The organism is Alkalibacterium iburiense (genome assembly GCF_039521845.1).
Taxonomy (GTDB): domain Bacteria; phylum Bacillota; class Bacilli; order Lactobacillales; family Carnobacteriaceae_A; genus Alkalibacterium; species Alkalibacterium iburiense.
Genome location: NZ_BAAACW010000125.1, coordinates 1 through 16,624, shown reverse-complemented (window position 1 = coordinate 16,624; position 16,624 = coordinate 1). Strand labels below are relative to the sequence as shown.

Below are 16,624 nucleotides of genomic sequence, written 5' to 3'. Positions count from 1 at the left end.
ATTTGGGAATATCATACCTTCGAACAGGAATAATCTGATTTTTCATAGAACTTTTGGCATTACCTTTCTCAGTTAATAAGACTGTATCCATTCATAATTATAGGATACTTCACTAAGCATAAAAAAAACAACTAAAACTCCAATATTTAAGAGAGTCTAGTTGTTTTTCAAAAATAAGCGTTGCATCAGTAGCCCATAAAAACTATTTTGTTTTTTTGAAATACTCCAAAACTTTCTTACTTGTTGCATCGGCTTGTTTAATACTATTATTTATTCCGAATCCATCTATTCCGTTACCAGCAAGATAGAGACCCGGGTATTTTTCGTTTAAATATTCAAATAAGTTTTTTCTTCTCTCATCATGATTCAGTTTGAATTGAGGTATGGCATTTGGCCAACGCTTGATAATTTTATAATTAGGTGAAGCAACAATTCCAAGCATGGCCTCTAAATCTTTCAAAATAGCTTTCTCGATTTGTTTGTTATTCAATGACATCATAATACTGTCATTACTTCGTCCGAAATAAACTCCAAGCATATCTTCATCTTTCTTAGCAAAGTGAGCCCATTTTTTATTTAACCATACCACACTTTGAATATGGGAGTTGCTCATGCGAACTGAATAAACGCCATTCCCTTTCGGCTGTTTCTTAATTGACCCTTTAGGAAAGCTAAATAGAATAAAACCAATGGATCCTAACTTGATATCCTTGAAGTAATCACTAAGTTCTAAATCAGAAAACAACTCACTGTAAGCACCTGGATCCGTGGCCACGATGACAGAATCAACTCTTAATTGTTCTTTTTGATTAATATCCAGTATATACGTATTACTGATACTTTTCTTTATTTCTGTCACTCTTTTAGAATAGCGTATATTATTCTCTAATTTATTCGCTAGTGCGTTGGTTAATGTTTCCAACCCTTGGTTAAAAGTGGCAAAGTTTTCTTTTCCATCTAATACCTCCGGATGGGCTTCAAGGGCTTTAGTAATGGTCCCATGTTCTTTTTCCCATTCCACTAAAGGTTCATTGTATCCGTGAATACCTATTTCATCGATATCACTGGTGTATATTTTAGAGAAATATGGTTCAGCCACATACTCGGCCATTTCCTCACCAATCCGTTTAGTAAAGTAGTCTTTAGTCGTTAATTCCTCTTTTTCTTTCGTTCGCTGAAAATAGGTTTCTTTTAAGAAGGCTAATTTGCCTTGGAAAGATATCAGATCATACTTCCATATGTCTGTTCGCTTAACGGGGATTCCTTTATACGTAGGACAATCGAAGTAGTATAGTTTATTGAAGGCAAAGATATCTTGTTTTCCATTTTTACTGAATTGAAGTTCGTCTTGTATACCCAGTTCATGAATTAAGTCTAAGGCTTCCGGTAGCCTTGTATCTATAGATTCAGCACCTAGGTCTATGTATTGATCACCAAACTTCATGGTAAATATCTTCCCACCTGAACGAATTGAAGACTCAATAATGACGACTTCATAAGGAAGACTTTCCTTGTCTATTACTTGCTGTAAACGGTACGCTATTGCTAATCCGGTTATGCCACTGCCAATTATAGCAATGCGTTTTTTAGCCACCACCATCCATCATTTCCTCTCACGCATAAATATTAATATCACTTTTTAAATAATCTTTTATCTATTATAGCATGAAGTCCATAGTTTTAGGTTACGTATTCGTGTCAATATAAGTAAAATTAGAACAAAAAAAACTAAGACAAAAGAATATACATTCCTAGTCTTAGTTTTCTAATGATTAGTTATTTAAAGCTTCTTTAGCTTGATCAGTTAAAGCAGTAAATGCTTCTGCGTCATTAACGGCTAAGTCTGCTAATACTTTACGATTTAAATCGATTTCTGCTAATTTTAATCCATGCATAAATTTAGAGTAGCTTAAGCCATTCATACGGGCTGCCGCATTAATACGTGCAATCCATAATTTACGGAAATTACGTTTGTTTTGTTTACGGTCTCTATATGCATACATATAAGATTTCATTACTTGTTGTTTAGCTACTTTAAACAACTTATGTTTCGCACCATAATACCCTTTAGCTAATTTCAAAACGCGATTACGGCGTCTGCGAGTGACTACTCCACCTTTTACTCGTGCCATTGTTTTTCCTCCTTCAATACAATCCTAAGAATCTATATTATTTCATTTTAGCAATCATTTGTTTGATACGTTTGTAGTCACCTTTGGAAACCAAAGCTGATTTACGTAACTTACGTTTTTGTTTTTGAGTTTTATTCGCAAACAAGTGGCTTGTTTTTGCGCGTCCTCTTTTTAATTTTCCAGTACCGGTTCTTTTCAATCTTTTTGCATAGCCTTTATGCGTTTTTTGTTTAGGCATTATTCTTTTCCTCCAATACTTCTTATGTTTTATAGTTAACTACTTAATGATTCAACTCATTAGATAGTAGAATAACGGTTATTTCTCACTTTTCGGTGCGAGCATTAAGAACATGCTGCGGCCTTCCATTTTAGCTTTCGATTCAACTTGTGAAATGTCAGACATCTCTTCAGCCATGCGTTCTAATACTTCACGACCAATGTCCTTATGAGTAATAGCTCGGCCACGGAAACGAATAGAAACTTTTACTTTATCGCCTTTTTCAATGAACTTACGTGCATTACGCATTTTAGTATTAAAGTCGTGATCATCAATAGTAGGACTTAAACGAATTTCTTTCACGTTGACTACTTTTTGATTTTTTCTTTGTTCACGTTCTTTTTTCTGTTGTTCATAGCGATATTTCCCATAATCCATGATGCGAGCAACAGGAGGTTTAGCGTTTGGAGAAACGAGTACGACGTCTAAACGAGCCTCTTCTGCTAACCTTAATGCTTCATTCCGCTGGACTACACCTATCTGTTCACCGTTCTTTCCGATCAAGCGCACTTCATTTGCACGAATACGATCGTTGACAATCATGTCTTTAGCTATGGTGGTCACCTCCAAAGTATTTGCGAGAAAAACACAGAAAAAGACGGACCTTCTCATTGCATAGAAGTCCCGCCTTGTCTCCGCATTAAAACACATTAAAAAATATGTTTAATTTATATACGTTCATATCTGCCCAGGGATAGGTATCCACTAAGGCGAGAAGCGGGGGCTTCTGCTTTGTTTTCTCAACTTTAATAGTATAGCACGTCATAAATTAAATGTCAAACATGTTTTAAATTTTTTTTGTTGATTCTTCTGTTATTGTGTCAATAAACTCCTCTATAGAAAGAGTCTCCGTTTTCTTTTCTCCGTATTTACGCACAGCAACCGTTCCATCCTCTATTTCATTGTCGCCAATGACTAACTGATAAGGGATCTTCAATGTTTGAGCTTCACGAATTTTATATCCCATTTTTTCATTTCGGGTATCTACTTCTACACGAAGACCTTTAGCTTGCATTTGTTCTTGCAACTGGTTAGCAAACTCCCCGTGTATGTCTAGATTAACTGGAATAATTTTAGCTTGTACAGGAGCAAGCCAAGTTGGGAAAGCTCCTTTATATCTTTCAATCAAGTAGGCGACAAATCGCTCCATTGTGGAAACAATGCCCCTATGGATAACGACAGGACGATGAGTATCTTGTCCGTCCTCACCCACGTAAGTTAAGTCGAAACGCTCAGGTAAGAGGAAGTCTAACTGAACCGTTGATAATGTTTCTTCAATTCCTAAAGCCGTTTTTACTTGGACATCCAGTTTAGGCCCATAAAACGCGGCTTCTCCAACAGCTTCAAAATACTCCAGTCCCATATCATCCAATGTTTCTTTTAACATAGATTCTGCTTTTTCCCACATGTCGTCGTCATCAAAGTATTTTTCAGTATTATCCGGATCTCGGTAGCTTAATCGGAAACGGTAGTCATGAATATCAAAATCTTCAAAAACAGCCAACATTAAATGTACGACACGCTTAAATTCTTCCTTAATCTGATCTGGTCTAACGAATACATGGGCATCATTCAGAGTCATTTCACGTACCCGTTGAAGACCTGATAAGGCTCCACTTTTCTCATAACGGTGCATTTGACCTAGTTCAGCTATGCGAATAGGTAAATCACGATAACTTCGCACGTCATCTTTATATACCATCATATGGTGAGGACAGTTCATTGGGCGCAGAACCAGCATCTCTCCATCTCCCATATCCATTGGCGGGAACATATCTTCATGGTAATGATCCCAGTGACCCGATCTTTTATAAAAGTCAACATTCGCCATTATCGGAGTGTATACGTGTTGATAACCTAAGTTAATCTCTTTATCTGTAATATACCGTTCGATAATTCGTCGGATAGTTGCTCCTTTTGGTAACCAGAAAGGAAGTCCTGAGCCTACTTCAGGTGAAAGCATAAATAAATCTAACTCTTTACCTAATTTTCGGTGATCTCTTTCTTTAGCTTCTTCTCTCATTTTCATGTATTCTTTTAAAGCTTTTTTATCGAAGAATGCTGTACCATACACACGCTGCATCATTTTATTATTAGAGTTTCCTCTCCAGTAAGCTCCAGCTAATGATAGGAGCTTAAAGACTTGGATGCGTCCTGTCGATGGGACATGCACTCCTTTACACAAATCAACAAATTCACCTTGTTCATAAACTGTAATGACTTCGTCCTCTGGCAAGTCTTCAATCAATTCCACTTTGTACGGATCTTCTTTAAAGACATTAAGGGCTTCTTCTCGGCTTAATTCTTTACGGACGATAGGTAAATTTTCTTTTACAATGGACATCATTTCGTTTTCAATATCTTTTAAATCTTCATCTGTGATGGCTTTTTCAGTATCTGTGTCGTAATAGAAGCCATTTTCAATAGAAGGTCCCACTCCAAATTTCACATCAGGATAGAGACGCTTAATGGCTTGTGCCATCAAATGAGCTGTAGAGTGACGCAAAACAGATAAGGCATCCTCATGATCAGGTGTAACAATTTCTAACTCGCCATCTTCTTCCAATGGACGGTCAAAATCAATCAATATGCCATTCCATTTAGCCGCTAGGCCTTTTTTTTCTAATGATTTAGCAATGCCTGCAGCGATTTCTTTGGGGTTTGTTCCTTTTTCTACCTCTTTAGCCGTTCCGTCTGGCAGTGTAATAGTAATCATTTCACTCATTATTATTCCTCCTTTATTTTCTCAAACAAAAATCCCATTGAATAAATCCGTATTAAACAGAGTTATTCAATGGGACGTTTATAGTGACGTGGTTCCACCCAATTTTATAGAATGATACAGGTATGTCGTATCTTCTATCTTCATTTCCTCTTTAACGCAGAGGCGACGACTGCTTTTACATTATCAAAGCAATACTCAAAAGTGGTCAATGACAGGTATTTTAGAAAACTCTCACCCAATGTTTTCCTCTCTGAAAAATAGTGACTGTCAAAGTTGTCTTTTTCTCAGTTCGTATGATATAAGTGTATGATAGCTCATTTTATTCTTTAATTCAATAGTTATTTCAGCCGACGATTTTCTCCGCTCATTTCGACTTCTTCAGATAGAAAGCGCACACGTTCCATTATTCTTTTAGCTTTTAAAGGCTCCATTTCTCCTCTTTGTGATTGAGTCAAGTGTTCTTCCTCTAGTTGCTTCATATTGAAATTCGAACTAAAAAAAGTGGGTAACTGTTCTTGCATACGGTATTGTAAAATAACCCCCAACACATCATCTCGAATCCAACTAGACATGGAATCAGCACCTATATCATCCAGCATTAAAATACGTGCTTTTTTGTAAAGCTCTAATTTATCTTCCGTTGTATTCTTACCAATAGAATTCTTCATTTCCACCGCTAGTGTGGGGAAATGGACTAGTGTAGTAGAGTAGCCTTGTTCAGATAATTCATAGGCAATCGCACCGAGCAAATAGGTTTTCCCTACACCAAAAGCACCATGCAAATATAAACCCTTATGAAATTTTTTAGGTGCTTGCATATAGTCATCGATAAAGGCCATCGCCTTTTCTAAAGCTCTCTGTCTGCCTCTTGTTGCCTCAAAGTGTTCCAGCGTCGCATTTTTGATATCTTTTGGCATATATACAGATGAAATACGTTTTTTTATGGTTTCTTGCTGCTGTTTTTTTATCAACTCCCTGCTGGGAACATAAGTGACATCGATGCGGTGGTTATTAATAATCAATTTAGGATAATAGCCTGGGGCGAGTCCATCATCTGATGCTTCTGCTTTTTTCTTCTCTGATACAAATTCGTATAATTTAGATGCGCTTTTTTCAATAGCTGTATTATCCAACCGATCTCTATTTTCTGATAAAAAAAGCTTAACGTCTGGGTCTTTAAATACCATATTTCTCATGATATCTCTAAACCGTTCATTTAATTGAGTGACATCTAACATTTTTTCTAATTGTTCTCTTAAGCTTTCCACTCATTCTCACCACCCTTCCGATTACGTATTCGTCTTAACTTTTCTCTGAAGGCCTCTTCTTCTTCTTTACTGATCCGTTCATCCGTAGTCTCTTTTTTAGAAGCCCAGTCAGGAAGAGTTTCAACACGACTGCGTTCTTTTGTAGAATACCTTTTGTTTGGAGACCGCTTAGATTGATTAAACTGTTTCGCTTGAGCTTCTGCATATAATTCTTTAACCTTATTCATTGCATCCTCAGGTGATTCAATGTTACTTTGCGACCAGTCATTGGCTATCTTCAGTGCAAAGTTTTTTTCTAAGGTAGGAGAATTTTTTATAATTAATACATAATTAATTAAAATATTTAAAACAGATATAGGGATAGGCGCCTGTTCTACTAATTCTTTAAGTAGCCAGGTCTCGTTAGAAGAAACAAATCCGCCTTTCTGCTCTTTTATTGATTTCAAATAGGCATAAGGTTGTGTTTTCTCAGCATGAAGGATGATTTCAATTTCTTCCTTGGAGAATCCCTTTTGTTTTAACTGTTTCATTCTGTGCGACTCATTTTGATCATTCTCATTCGTCCCTTGTCTTACAAAGGTCGTTGTTTTCCCACTATTTAAAAACTGTTTTTGAATAAGATGAGTCAATTTTGATTCACTAACTTCTCCTGTACTTATATCAGCAGATTCAAGAACAAAGTGCTGCATATCTAGTTCATTGATTCCATATAAAGTGTGGAATGTGTAAATAAGTTGTTTGATATTGGAATCCAGTGACTCACTTTTCACAAACTGCTTATTCAGACCTTCCATGAAAAATGACCAGTCAAAGTGCGACTGTCTAACCACTTGCTCTGACAACTTCTCTTTTCTATCCGTCACTTGATTATCTTTTTGACTGATAGCTTGACTCACTTTTTCCATGTCCACATGAATAACATCTATAAAAGATTTAGTGATTTCTTTGTAGTCTTTCAAAGGCTCTGGTTTGAATACAAAGCGTTTTTCAAGTTCTCCTGCGATTCTTTCTCCAACTTTTTCAACTAAACTCATTTTAAGCAAAGGTTCATTGAAAAAGCCTTCAGCACTCAACGGAGGCTGTAAAAACAAAACATATGCGTCTTCGTGTTGAGTATGCTGATAAACTTTCAGTAAACCGTAGGCTTCTAAACGAATACGGGCTTCATAAAACTCTTTGATTCCTATATTTAATTGAGTTAATACATCGGACAACATCAGATCGGCTTTAAAGCAAGTCTCACTCGTTTCTTTTAAAAGCATATAAAGACTAATAGCCTGCACTCCAGCTAAGGGCTGATATAATGAGGCTATAATTCGTGAATCAAGATTCGAAAGGATAGTAGACTGGGTGACTTGAAGTGTATCTTTGGGACTAATGTGTTTCCATGGGTAATTCATTCCGCTATTATCCTTTCATTTTTTAAGTTATTGTTCTTTTCTCTTTTTTTCTAATTGCTGCATTTCTTGCATAAAGACGCCAATATCTTTAAATTGTCTGTAGACACTTGCGAATCTAATGTAAGCTACGTCATCCAATTCGGCTAGTTCTTCCATGACATACTCTCCAATTTTTGTTGAAGAGACTTCACTTGACCCTAGGTCTCTTATTTTATATTCGACTTTACTTACAATATTCTCCTGTGCTTCTGCTGCAACAGGTCTTTTTTCACAGGCTCTTCTAATGCCTCTTAATAGCTTTTCTCTATTAAACTCTTCTCTATTTCCGTTCTTTTTGACAACCAGTATCGCACTTTGTTCGATTCGTTCAAAGGTCGTAAAACGAAACATACATTTCTCACATTCTCTTCTTCGTCTAATAGATTTCCCATCATCGGCAGGTCTACTGTCTACTACTCTGCTCCCATTGTGTTGACATCTTGGACAATGCATGTTTTTCAGTCCTTTACTAGAGATTTCTTAACTTATTATACCACAGGTTATATGTTGGGACTAATACCCTTTTGCTCACTCAGCCATGCATCGACTTGTTCAAGAGTCTTTTCAACCGACCCATTATTGTCTATGACACTGTCCGCTTTTTCTTTTTTGACATTTAAAGAGAGCTGTGATTGAATACGCGCTTGAGCTTCCGCTTCTGACAACTGATTTCTTTTCATTAATCGTTTGAGTTGATTCTCATGAGTCGTGTAGACAACCATGATTTCATCTACCTCATCTTCATAACCTGCTTCGAATAGCAAGGGAATATCTAAGACTAAAAGAGGAACGCCCTTCATAATAAACTTCTCTTTTTCAGACAGTATATGAGTATAAATTTCTTTTTGAACTATTTTATTTAATTGTTCCAATTTCTCTGGGTGAGTAAATACTATCTCTCCCAGCTTTTTACGATTAAGTGTGCCGTCTGCCAGTAATATATCCTGACCAAAGGCTGCGACTACTTTCTGGAGCGCAGCTTGTCCAGGTTCCATTACTTTTCGAGCAATAATATCTGCATCTATAACTGGAATCTGCAACGTCTTAAAATGGTTGCTTACAGTTGTTTTTCCTGAAGCTATTCCTCCAGTTAAACCAAGAACAAATGTCATCCCATTCCCTACTTTACTTTTGACATAGGGGACAATAATGAGTCCCTCTTTGAGCTACTTTCGTTTTGATAAAAGCCGTTTGACAGTTTGGACAGGGCTCTCCTTCTTTGCCATAAACCATTAACTGGTTTTGAAAGGAGCCTGAATCTCCAAAAGCATTGGCGTAAGTACGAATAGTTGTGCCACCAGCTTCAACAGCCTTCTTCATTATAGTGACAATCGCTTCTTTTAACTTTTTCTGTTCGGTCGATGATAGTGTGTGCCCTTGTCGTTCTGGATGAATACCGGAAGCAAATAAAATTTCATCCGCATAAATATTCCCAATTCCCGCTACCATTTTCTGATCTAGCAAACAGGCTTTTATAGACCGTTTACGGTTCCTTAAAAATGCGCTGACATGAGAAAGCGTCAATTCTTCGTTTGGTTCTGGACCTAACGATCTCAAAGAAGGATGCTCATACGCTTTAGATTTTTCAACTAAGCTCATTTTACCAAACTTTCTGACATCTAGATACCTTAACTCTTTCCCGTTATTTAAGGAGAAAATTACATGAGTATGCTTGGTGGGCGGGTGTTCTTCACTTTCCAGTTTGTACTTTCCTTCCATTCTTAAATGGCTTATCACTATATAGTCTGTGGTTTCAAAAAGCAGAAACTTACCTCTTCTATTAATGGAGAGGAAGGTTTCGCCTATTAGGTTTTGTTTAAAGTCTTCAACAGTTGGGTCTTTTATTATATTACTCCATAGGACATTCACTGCCTTTATTTTCTGTCCTACTATTAATCTCTCTAACCCCTGTCTGACATTTTCTACTTCAGGTAGTTCAGGCATTTCATTCTCCTTCTGAATCTATTTATTAAATGAAAAAAAGCGAGATGCACTCGCTTTTTTTCTTATTTGGCTTCATACCAACTGTCTCCATAACTACTTTCTACTTTTAGCGGTACTGATAATTCAACTGTTTGTTCCATCACTTCTTTAACTAATGTTTCCAGTTCTTCAATTTCTGATTCAGGAGCTTCGAAAATCAGCTCATCGTGAACCTGTAAGAGCATCGTTGCCTGCAGGCCTCTTTCTTTTATTCGCTTGTCCATTTCTATCATAGCCATTTTCAAAATATCAGCAGCACTTCCCTGTATAGGGGTATTCATAGCTGTTCGTTCGGCAAATGATCTTAAATTGAAGTTACGAGAATTAATGTCTGGTAAATAACGGCGACGGTGGAAAAGCGTCTCTACATAGCCTTTATCTTTAGCTTCTCTAATGACCGTATCAATAAATTCTTTCACTCCAGGGAAACGTTCGAAGTAGGTATCGATATACTCTTTGGCTTCTTTTCTAGTGATATTCAAGTTTTGAGATAGACCATAATCACTTATACCGTACACAATTCCGAAGTTGACCGCTTTGGCATCTCTTCTCATGTTAGGTGTCACTTCAGAAACATCCTTCAAATCAAACACCTGTAAAGCCGTTGTGGTATGGATGTCCTCATTGTCTTTGAATGCCTTAATCAATGTTTCGTCTTTAGATATATGAGCTAATATGCGCAATTCAATCTGTGAATAGTCTGAAGCAAAAATTTTCCACCCTTTTTCTCGAGCAACAAAAGCTTGTCTTATCTTTCTTCCTTCTTCTAAACGGATAGGAATGTTTTGTAAATTAGGATCCACAGAACTGAGTCGACCCGTACGTGCCACTGTTTGAAGGTAACGTGTATGAATTTTGCTTGACTGTTTATCAATCACTTTTAATAATCCTTCAATATAGGTTGATTGAATCTTGGAAATAGTTCTATATTCCAGAATATACTCGACAATAGGGGCTTGATCACGTAACTTTTCAAGGACATCCTGAGCTGTGGAGTACCCTGTTTTCGTTTTCTTAATAACAGGATAGCCCATTTTTTCAAATAATATGACGCCTAATTGTTTGGGTGAATTGATATTGAAGGTTTCTCCTGCTTCTTCAAATATCTTTTCTTCAATCGATTCGAGAATCTCCTTGAATTCACCTTTCATTTGGGTCAATCGTTCAGCATCAGCTGTAATGCCCTGAATTTCCATTTCAGCTAGTATCATGGCTAGAGGCAATTCCATTTCTTTCAATAGACTTTCTTGATCGTTTTCTTTCAGTTCCTTATCCATCTGTTCTGACAAGTGATTGATAGCTATTACTTTACGGGCCAAATGATCATACATCAGCGTTAAATCTTCAGGCACTTTGATTTTTTTACCTTTTCCATAAACCACTTCATCAGGTGTCACGCCATCATAGTGATGTTTTTGTGCAACGTCTGCAACGTCTCCACTGCTGCTATCTTCAGCTGTTAATAAATACGAAGCCAGCATTATATCAAAGCTCACACCTTTTAACGTGATATTTTTGTTGTTTAAAGCAACATAGGTGCGCTTCGCATCATACATTTGTTTAAGCAGTGTCTCGTCCTCAGCCCATTCTTTAAAGGCAGATGACTCAAATACTGTTTGGGGGTTAGCGACATAAACTTTTTCCTGATTTCCCCACGCAATGGCTACGATGTCCGAATGATGATAGTTTTCACTTAACATTTCAATATACAGAGACATGCCGTTACTGAATAAAGAGGAGTCTATTTCTTCCACAAAAGCATACTCCACTTCTGTCAGGTCTTCAGCTAATTGTTCCATGTATTCTGATGTATCTAGTTTTTGAAGATGAGAATTAAAGTCCATTTCTTTATAAAATGAAATAAGCTCCTCCATGTTTCGGCCATTATATTCCAAGTCATGTATTTCAATCGTAATAGGAGCTTCTACGTCAATCGTAGCCAGTTGCTTACTTAAGAAAGCTGTCTCTTTTTCATCCAGTAAGTATTCTTTTCTCTTGGATTTTTTCATTTTATCAATATTCTCATATAAGTTTTCTACTGACCCATATTCATGCAAGAGTTTCAAAGCTGTTTTTTCTCCAATATTGGTTACACCTGGGATATTATCAGAGGAATCTCCTGCCAAGCCTTTCATATCAATAATCTGTTCAGGAGTGATTCCCATATCATTCATAATAGATTGCTTCGTATACTCTTCTAAATCACTGACTCCTTTTTTAGTAATATCAATACGAACAGAGTCAGATGCTAACTGGGTTAAATCTCGGTCACCGGTTAAGATGACTACTTCAAAGCCTTTCTTTTCTGCTTCTTTAGCCAATGTTCCGATGATATCATCGGCTTCATAATTTGGGAGCTCGTAACTCTTTAATCCAAAGCCCTTCAGCAAATCTTTCATAAAAGGGATTTGTTCAGAAAACTCAGAAGGCATTTTTGAACGCCCGCCTTTATACTCTTCAAAATATTTGTGCCTAAAAGTCGTCTTTCCCGCATCAAAAGCGACTAAAGCGTGGCTAGGCTGTTCTTTAGTGACGATGACTTCCAGCATATTATGAAAGCCGTATAGCGCATTCGTATGAAGCCCGTTTCTATTCTTCATACGCTCCAATTGACTGTGTAAGCCATAAAAAGCTCGGAAAGCAACACTGTGGCCATCAATAAGAAGCAATTTCTTTTTATTGGTCAACTCATTCATCTCCTAGTTTTTTTATCATAGAACCATATTAACAAACTTTTCTGGATAGAAAAAGAGAACGTACACCATAGTCTCCTTTATAATACTAAACAGTATTACTAAAATCCATTGGGTACCTTCTCTCACTCTGTTTTTTATTTAGTTTTTAGCTTCTGTTTGACTTAAAATTGTTTCAAAGGCCAATTCGAACTTTTGTACATCCCCTGCACCCATAAAGACAATGACTTGATTTTTATGTTTTAACAAAGGAGACATATCTTCTTCTGTTAAGATCCCTTGCCCTTTTTCTGTTTTTTCCAACAAGTCTTGAATAGTAACATCTCCATTCAATTCTCTGGCAGAAGTAAAAATATCAATAAGATAAACGGCATCAGCCATATCTAGTGCTTCTCCAAATTCGCTGAGTAATGCTACCGTGCGACTAAAGGTATGAGGCTGAAATACCGCTACGATTTCTTTTTCTGGGTATTTCTGATGTGCCGCATCTAGTGTGGCCTTTATTTCAGCCGGATGGTGGGCATAATCGTCAATAATCACGGTATCCATGACTGTCTTTTCAGTAAAGCGTCGTTTAACTCCTTTAAAGGTCTCTAGACGTTCTTTTACTTTTTCAGGGTTAAATCCTTCATAATGAGCAAAAGCGATAACACCTAAAGCATTCTGGATATTATGATTTCCAAAGGCCGGAATATAAAAACGTCCATAAAAGTCGCCTCTTACAAAAACATCAAAAGAAGATCCATTTGTACTTCTTTCAATATTTTTAGCTTGAAAATCATTGTACTCATCAAGTCCGTAATAGACAATCGGTACCTTAGCGTGCAGCTCTTGTAAACGCGCATCATCTCCGCAAGCAAAAATCGCTTTTTTAATCTGTTGAGAAAACTCGACAAAGGCTTCTTGAACATCATCGATACTTGTGTAATAATCCGGGTGATCAAAATCAATATTTGTGATAATCGCATAATCAGATGCATAAGCTAAAAAGTGTCGTCTATATTCACAAGCTTCCAACACAAAATAGTCGGCATCTTTTACACCTTTCCCAGTGCCATCGCCAATTAAATAACTGGTATCTTTAATACCGCTTAATACATGAGCCAACAGGCCAGTCGTGCTTGTTTTTCCATGAGAACCAGTAATGGAAATACTAGTAAACTCATTACTTAATTCACCTAAAAAATCGTGGTATCGTTTAACTGTCAAGCCTAATTCTTTTGCTCGGACAATTTCTTCATGCGTATCTGGAAAGGCATTACCTGCAATAATAATCATGCCTTCTTTAATATTATCTTTGTTAAATTCATATATAGGAATCTGAGCTTCTTCAATATTTTTCTGAGTAAAAAAGTACTTTTTAACATCAGAACCTTGCACTTTAAACCCTTTATCATGAAGAATCAACGCTAACGCACTCATACCCGATCCTTTAATTCCCACAAAATGATACACCGTTTCTTGATTCATTACTATAAATCCTCCAATTAATTGCCTATATCAAAGTTTTGCACCGCTATATACTATAATTCAAACGAAACAAAAAAGCTAGTATAGAGGACTTTTTGTTTTCCGTTTCGGATTAACTTAACTCCATTCCACTCATTCTTATCTTTTTATACTAGGATGATTGGGTAAAAATAGTCCAGGCACTTCACTCTTATCTCCATTATTTCCACTTTTTTCTTCTTCAATAATGGATTCTAACGTTCGATGCAAGCCATAACTCTTCTTGATAACTGGCTTGATTTTTTCTCTTGACTGAACCATTCTGTCAGAGCTCTCTTCAATGGAAGTGTAGGGTTCGAAATCGGATTCGGTTGCATTTTCTGTTTCAAATAAAAGATAGTCATTTGGACTTTTAAGCATATCTCTTTTTAGTTTAGTATAATTAATTTGTCTCCTGTTCTCCTTCGGTCTTTCATGGTACCCAAAAACGGGGGAAGGAACTCGGCTGACTTCAAAAGGCGGAGAGATATAGCGTCGCTCGAAGTTATTTTCATCATGAGACTGTTTATTTGATAGATAATCTTTAAAGCCTCTTTCAATCGACTCACGACTCTTAAGATCCTTAGGCAATCTATGTGTCTCATCAAATGAAAGGCTTCGCTCTTTCGACTGACTTTCTTTTTTGAGTGAGGATTCGAAAAACCCTTTGTACTTTGAAGACATACTCTCCCCTCCTTCTGCTTCATTACTTCTGTGACGGTATGATAAAAGGCGACCCTACTTCTGCACTATCGTCCAATACCATTATGCCATCTGTTTCTTGACGAAGCCCTAATTCACGTGCGGAACAAATCATCCCATAGCTGTCTACTCCTTTAAGCTGACCTGGCCAGATAACCAAACCGTCTGGCATGACAGCTCCGACCTTTGCCACAACTACTTTTTGTCCTTGGGAAATGTTTGATGCCCCACACACTATTTGAAGGGTCTGTCCGTTGTCGACTTCTGTCTGTGTCAGATTCAAATGATCTGACCCTACGACTGGTTCACATGACTGAACAAACCCAACCACAAATTTAGGATCTTCATTTGCTTCTAAAGTCAAATCAATATGTGCTTTTTTAATTAAGTCATTTAGTGCAGACCGGTTATCTTCTGTCAAGACTACAGGCCCATTTTCTAAGTTAGACAAGTATGTGGACGCACGAAAGAGGTTGATACCAACTAATTTTCCAGTTTCCCTGTCTCTAATAGCCACAATATCGTCATGACGCTCACTTGTCTGTTTAATGGCATCACTTTTTTCTAAAATAATCATTAAAACATCGTTTAATCCTTTGTTATTATACGAACTAATATACATATGTGAAACTCCTTCAATTAAGTAACTTGTATTTTATTAAAATGCCCGTAATGTTTCAAGTACGGATTGGTCAAATGCTTTGACTGTTTGATAAACCATTTCTTTCGCCGCTTCGTAGTCATCAATACGGAATAATGACTGATGAGTATGGATATATCGAGCGGGTACGCCAATCACTGCGCTTGGAATGCCTTTGTTCATTTGATGCGCTGCACCGGCATCTGTTCCGCCTTTTGAGAAGAAATATTGATAAGGGATATCATGTGTTTCAGCTGTATCCAATAAGAATTCTTTCATTTCTTTTGATAGTAACATACCTGGATCTTGTATTCGCAATAAGAACCCTTCTCCTAAACGACCAAAGGCCTCTTTATCTCCATTTATGTCATTGGCAGGTGAACAGTCAACAGCTAGAAAGGCATCAGGCTTGAATTGGGTTACTGCCCCTTTGGTTCCTCTTAAACCGACTTCTTCTTGAACATTTGCTCCAGCAATTAACGTACTTGGCAATGTCTCTTTTTCTAGCTTTTTAAGTAATTCAAGCACCAACGTGACGCCATATCGATTATCCCAGGCTTTCCCTACCAAGGTTTTCCCGTTAGCCATCTCGATCGTTTGAACATCAGGCACTAATACATCTCCTGGTCGAACCCCATATTCCCATGCTTCTTCTTTTGATTCAAATCCGCCATCAAATAAAATAGAATCAATTGAAGGGGTAGACGATTCTTTATTCTTTAGTAGATGGGGAGGGATTGAAGAGGATACAACCGGGTACTCCCCTTTTTGTGTGATTAAGGTAAAGCGTTGGGCAGAAACCACGTACGGATTCCATCCTCCTAGAGAGACCACCTTCATTAATCCTTTGGCTGTGACGGATGAAACCATGAAGCCCACTTCATCCATATGTGCAGCAACCATCAACTTAGGTGACTGAGTATCTATCCCATTTTTGATTCCAAAAATTCCACCTAATCCATCTAATTGAATATCATCCACATAGGGGGTCATTTCTTGACGCATAAAATCACGTACTTCATGTTCGAATCCACTGACACCTTTAAGTTCTGTGGTTTTTTTTATTAATTCGATTGTTTCGTTAGACATAATCTGTTGTCAGACGAGCTGACCGATCCTCCTTTAAATCATTCTGTTCATTTTCCTGTTCTCTTTTATTATACACAAAATAAGCTGTCTTTTTAATGAATCTTCATTCGTTTCTGTTATACTCTCGAGTTTGACAGTCAAAACGACAAGAATGCCTTAGGTATAGGCTCTCTTATCGTTTTTTTAGT

15 protein-coding genes and 1 other annotated feature are annotated in these 16,624 nt (G+C 37.1%); all 15 genes read right to left on the bottom strand.

Annotation, left to right across the window (positions count from 1 at the left end; genetic code table 11):
* Positions 1–202 precede the first annotated feature (202 nt).
* The 15 genes from hemG to pepA all read right to left on the bottom strand — a co-directional run bounded on the left by hemG (position 203) and on the right by pepA (position 16,436).
* Complete coding sequence (gene hemG, locus ABDZ53_RS10060; protein WP_343756141.1) at positions 203–1,600, bottom strand: protoporphyrinogen oxidase; 1,398 nt, start codon at positions 1,598–1,600, stop codon at positions 203–205.
* Positions 1,601–1,772: 172 nt separating this feature from the next.
* Positions 1,773–2,132, bottom strand: a complete 360-nt coding sequence (rplT, locus tag ABDZ53_RS10055; RefSeq protein WP_343756139.1) for a 50S ribosomal protein L20 — start codon at positions 2,130–2,132, stop codon at positions 1,773–1,775.
* A 37-nt stretch (positions 2,133–2,169) separates the two neighbouring features.
* On the bottom strand, positions 2,170–2,370 hold the full coding sequence (gene rpmI / locus ABDZ53_RS10050; protein WP_195206282.1) for a 50S ribosomal protein L35: 201 nt from the start codon (positions 2,368–2,370) through the stop codon (positions 2,170–2,172).
* A gap of 78 nt (positions 2,371–2,448) precedes the next feature.
* Positions 2,449–3,021, bottom strand: coding sequence for a translation initiation factor IF-3 (gene infC, locus ABDZ53_RS10045; protein ID WP_343756135.1), 573 nt, complete (start codon positions 3,019–3,021; stop codon positions 2,449–2,451).
* Positions 3,022–3,196: 175 nt separating this feature from the next.
* Complete coding sequence (gene thrS, locus ABDZ53_RS10040) at positions 3,197–5,125, bottom strand: threonine--tRNA ligase (protein ID WP_343756143.1); 1,929 nt, start codon at positions 5,123–5,125, stop codon at positions 3,197–3,199.
* Positions 5,126–5,201: 76 nt separating this feature from the next.
* Positions 5,202–5,429 (bottom strand) — a binding site (T-box leader).
* Between the two features lie 43 nt (positions 5,430–5,472).
* Positions 5,473–6,402, bottom strand: coding sequence for a primosomal protein DnaI (dnaI, locus tag ABDZ53_RS10035; RefSeq protein WP_343756132.1), 930 nt, complete (start codon positions 6,400–6,402; stop codon positions 5,473–5,475).
* A complete protein-coding gene (locus ABDZ53_RS10030) occupies positions 6,390–7,802 on the bottom strand; it encodes a replication initiation and membrane attachment family protein (protein WP_343756130.1) in 1,413 nt (470 codons plus the stop codon). Before ABDZ53_RS10030 ends, dnaI begins: the two co-directional genes overlap by 13 nt.
* Positions 7,803–7,829: 27 nt before the next feature.
* On the bottom strand, positions 7,830–8,294 hold the full coding sequence (gene nrdR / locus ABDZ53_RS10025) for a transcriptional regulator NrdR (RefSeq protein WP_343756128.1): 465 nt from the start codon (positions 8,292–8,294) through the stop codon (positions 7,830–7,832).
* A gap of 47 nt (positions 8,295–8,341) precedes the next feature.
* Positions 8,342–8,953 (bottom strand): dephospho-CoA kinase, encoded by a 612-nt coding sequence (coaE, locus tag ABDZ53_RS10020; protein ID WP_343756126.1) that lies wholly within the window; start codon positions 8,951–8,953, stop codon positions 8,342–8,344.
* A gap of 13 nt (positions 8,954–8,966) precedes the next feature.
* Entirely contained in the window at positions 8,967–9,785 is an 819-nt protein-coding gene (mutM, locus tag ABDZ53_RS10015; RefSeq protein ID WP_343756124.1) for a DNA-formamidopyrimidine glycosylase, read from the bottom strand.
* A gap of 62 nt (positions 9,786–9,847) precedes the next feature.
* Positions 9,848–12,520 carry a DNA polymerase I gene (polA, locus tag ABDZ53_RS10010; RefSeq protein WP_343756122.1) on the bottom strand — a complete coding sequence of 891 codons (2,673 nt, stop codon included), beginning with the start codon at positions 12,518–12,520 and terminating at the stop codon, positions 9,848–9,850.
* Between the two features lie 138 nt (positions 12,521–12,658).
* Positions 12,659–13,987 (bottom strand): UDP-N-acetylmuramate--L-alanine ligase, encoded by a 1,329-nt coding sequence (gene murC, locus ABDZ53_RS10005; protein WP_343756120.1) that lies wholly within the window; start codon positions 13,985–13,987, stop codon positions 12,659–12,661.
* A gap of 138 nt (positions 13,988–14,125) precedes the next feature.
* Positions 14,126–14,689, bottom strand: a complete 564-nt coding sequence (locus ABDZ53_RS10000) for a hypothetical protein (protein WP_343756118.1) — start codon at positions 14,687–14,689, stop codon at positions 14,126–14,128.
* A gap of 22 nt (positions 14,690–14,711) precedes the next feature.
* A complete protein-coding gene (ytpR, locus tag ABDZ53_RS09995) occupies positions 14,712–15,329 on the bottom strand; it encodes a YtpR family tRNA-binding protein (protein ID WP_343756116.1) in 618 nt (205 codons plus the stop codon).
* A gap of 36 nt (positions 15,330–15,365) precedes the next feature.
* Positions 15,366–16,436 carry a glutamyl aminopeptidase gene (pepA, locus tag ABDZ53_RS09990; RefSeq protein ID WP_343756114.1) on the bottom strand — a complete coding sequence of 357 codons (1,071 nt, stop codon included), beginning with the start codon at positions 16,434–16,436 and terminating at the stop codon, positions 15,366–15,368.
* Between the last annotated feature and the right edge of the window lie 188 nt (positions 16,437–16,624).

What these genes read in the sequence shown, in the direction of transcription:
- rplT (WP_343756139.1), bottom strand. Translation starts at nt 2,132, where the DNA reads ATGGCACGAGTAAAAGGTGGAGTAGTCACTCGCAGACGCCGTAATCGC.
- murC (WP_343756120.1), bottom strand. Translation starts at nt 13,987, where the DNA reads ATGAATCAAGAAACGGTGTATCATTTTGTGGGAATTAAAGGATCGGGT.
- polA (WP_343756122.1), bottom strand. Translation starts at nt 12,520, where the DNA reads ATGAATGAGTTGACCAATAAAAAGAAATTGCTTCTTATTGATGGCCAC.
- hemG (WP_343756141.1), bottom strand. Translation starts at nt 1,600, where the DNA reads ATGGTGGTGGCTAAAAAACGCATTGCTATAATTGGCAGTGGCATAACC.
- nrdR (WP_343756128.1), bottom strand. Translation starts at nt 8,294, where the DNA reads ATGCATTGTCCAAGATGTCAACACAATGGGAGCAGAGTAGTAGACAGT.
- ABDZ53_RS10030 (WP_343756130.1), bottom strand. Translation starts at nt 7,802, where the DNA reads ATGAATTACCCATGGAAACACATTAGTCCCAAAGATACACTTCAAGTC.
- ytpR (WP_343756116.1), bottom strand. Translation starts at nt 15,329, where the DNA reads ATGTATATTAGTTCGTATAATAACAAAGGATTAAACGATGTTTTAATG.
- mutM (WP_343756124.1), bottom strand. Translation starts at nt 9,785, where the DNA reads ATGCCTGAACTACCTGAAGTAGAAAATGTCAGACAGGGGTTAGAGAGA.
- rpmI (WP_195206282.1), bottom strand. Translation starts at nt 2,370, where the DNA reads ATGCCTAAACAAAAAACGCATAAAGGCTATGCAAAAAGATTGAAAAGA.
- thrS (WP_343756143.1), bottom strand. Translation starts at nt 5,125, where the DNA reads ATGATTACTATTACACTGCCAGACGGAACGGCTAAAGAGGTAGAAAAA.
- coaE (WP_343756126.1), bottom strand. Translation starts at nt 8,953, where the DNA reads ATGACATTTGTTCTTGGTTTAACTGGAGGAATAGCTTCAGGAAAAACA.
- infC (WP_343756135.1), bottom strand. Translation starts at nt 3,021, where the DNA reads ATGAGAAGGTCCGTCTTTTTCTGTGTTTTTCTCGCAAATACTTTGGAG.
- pepA (WP_343756114.1), bottom strand. Translation starts at nt 16,436, where the DNA reads ATGTCTAACGAAACAATCGAATTAATAAAAAAAACCACAGAACTTAAA.
- ABDZ53_RS10000 (WP_343756118.1), bottom strand. Translation starts at nt 14,689, where the DNA reads ATGTCTTCAAAGTACAAAGGGTTTTTCGAATCCTCACTCAAAAAAGAA.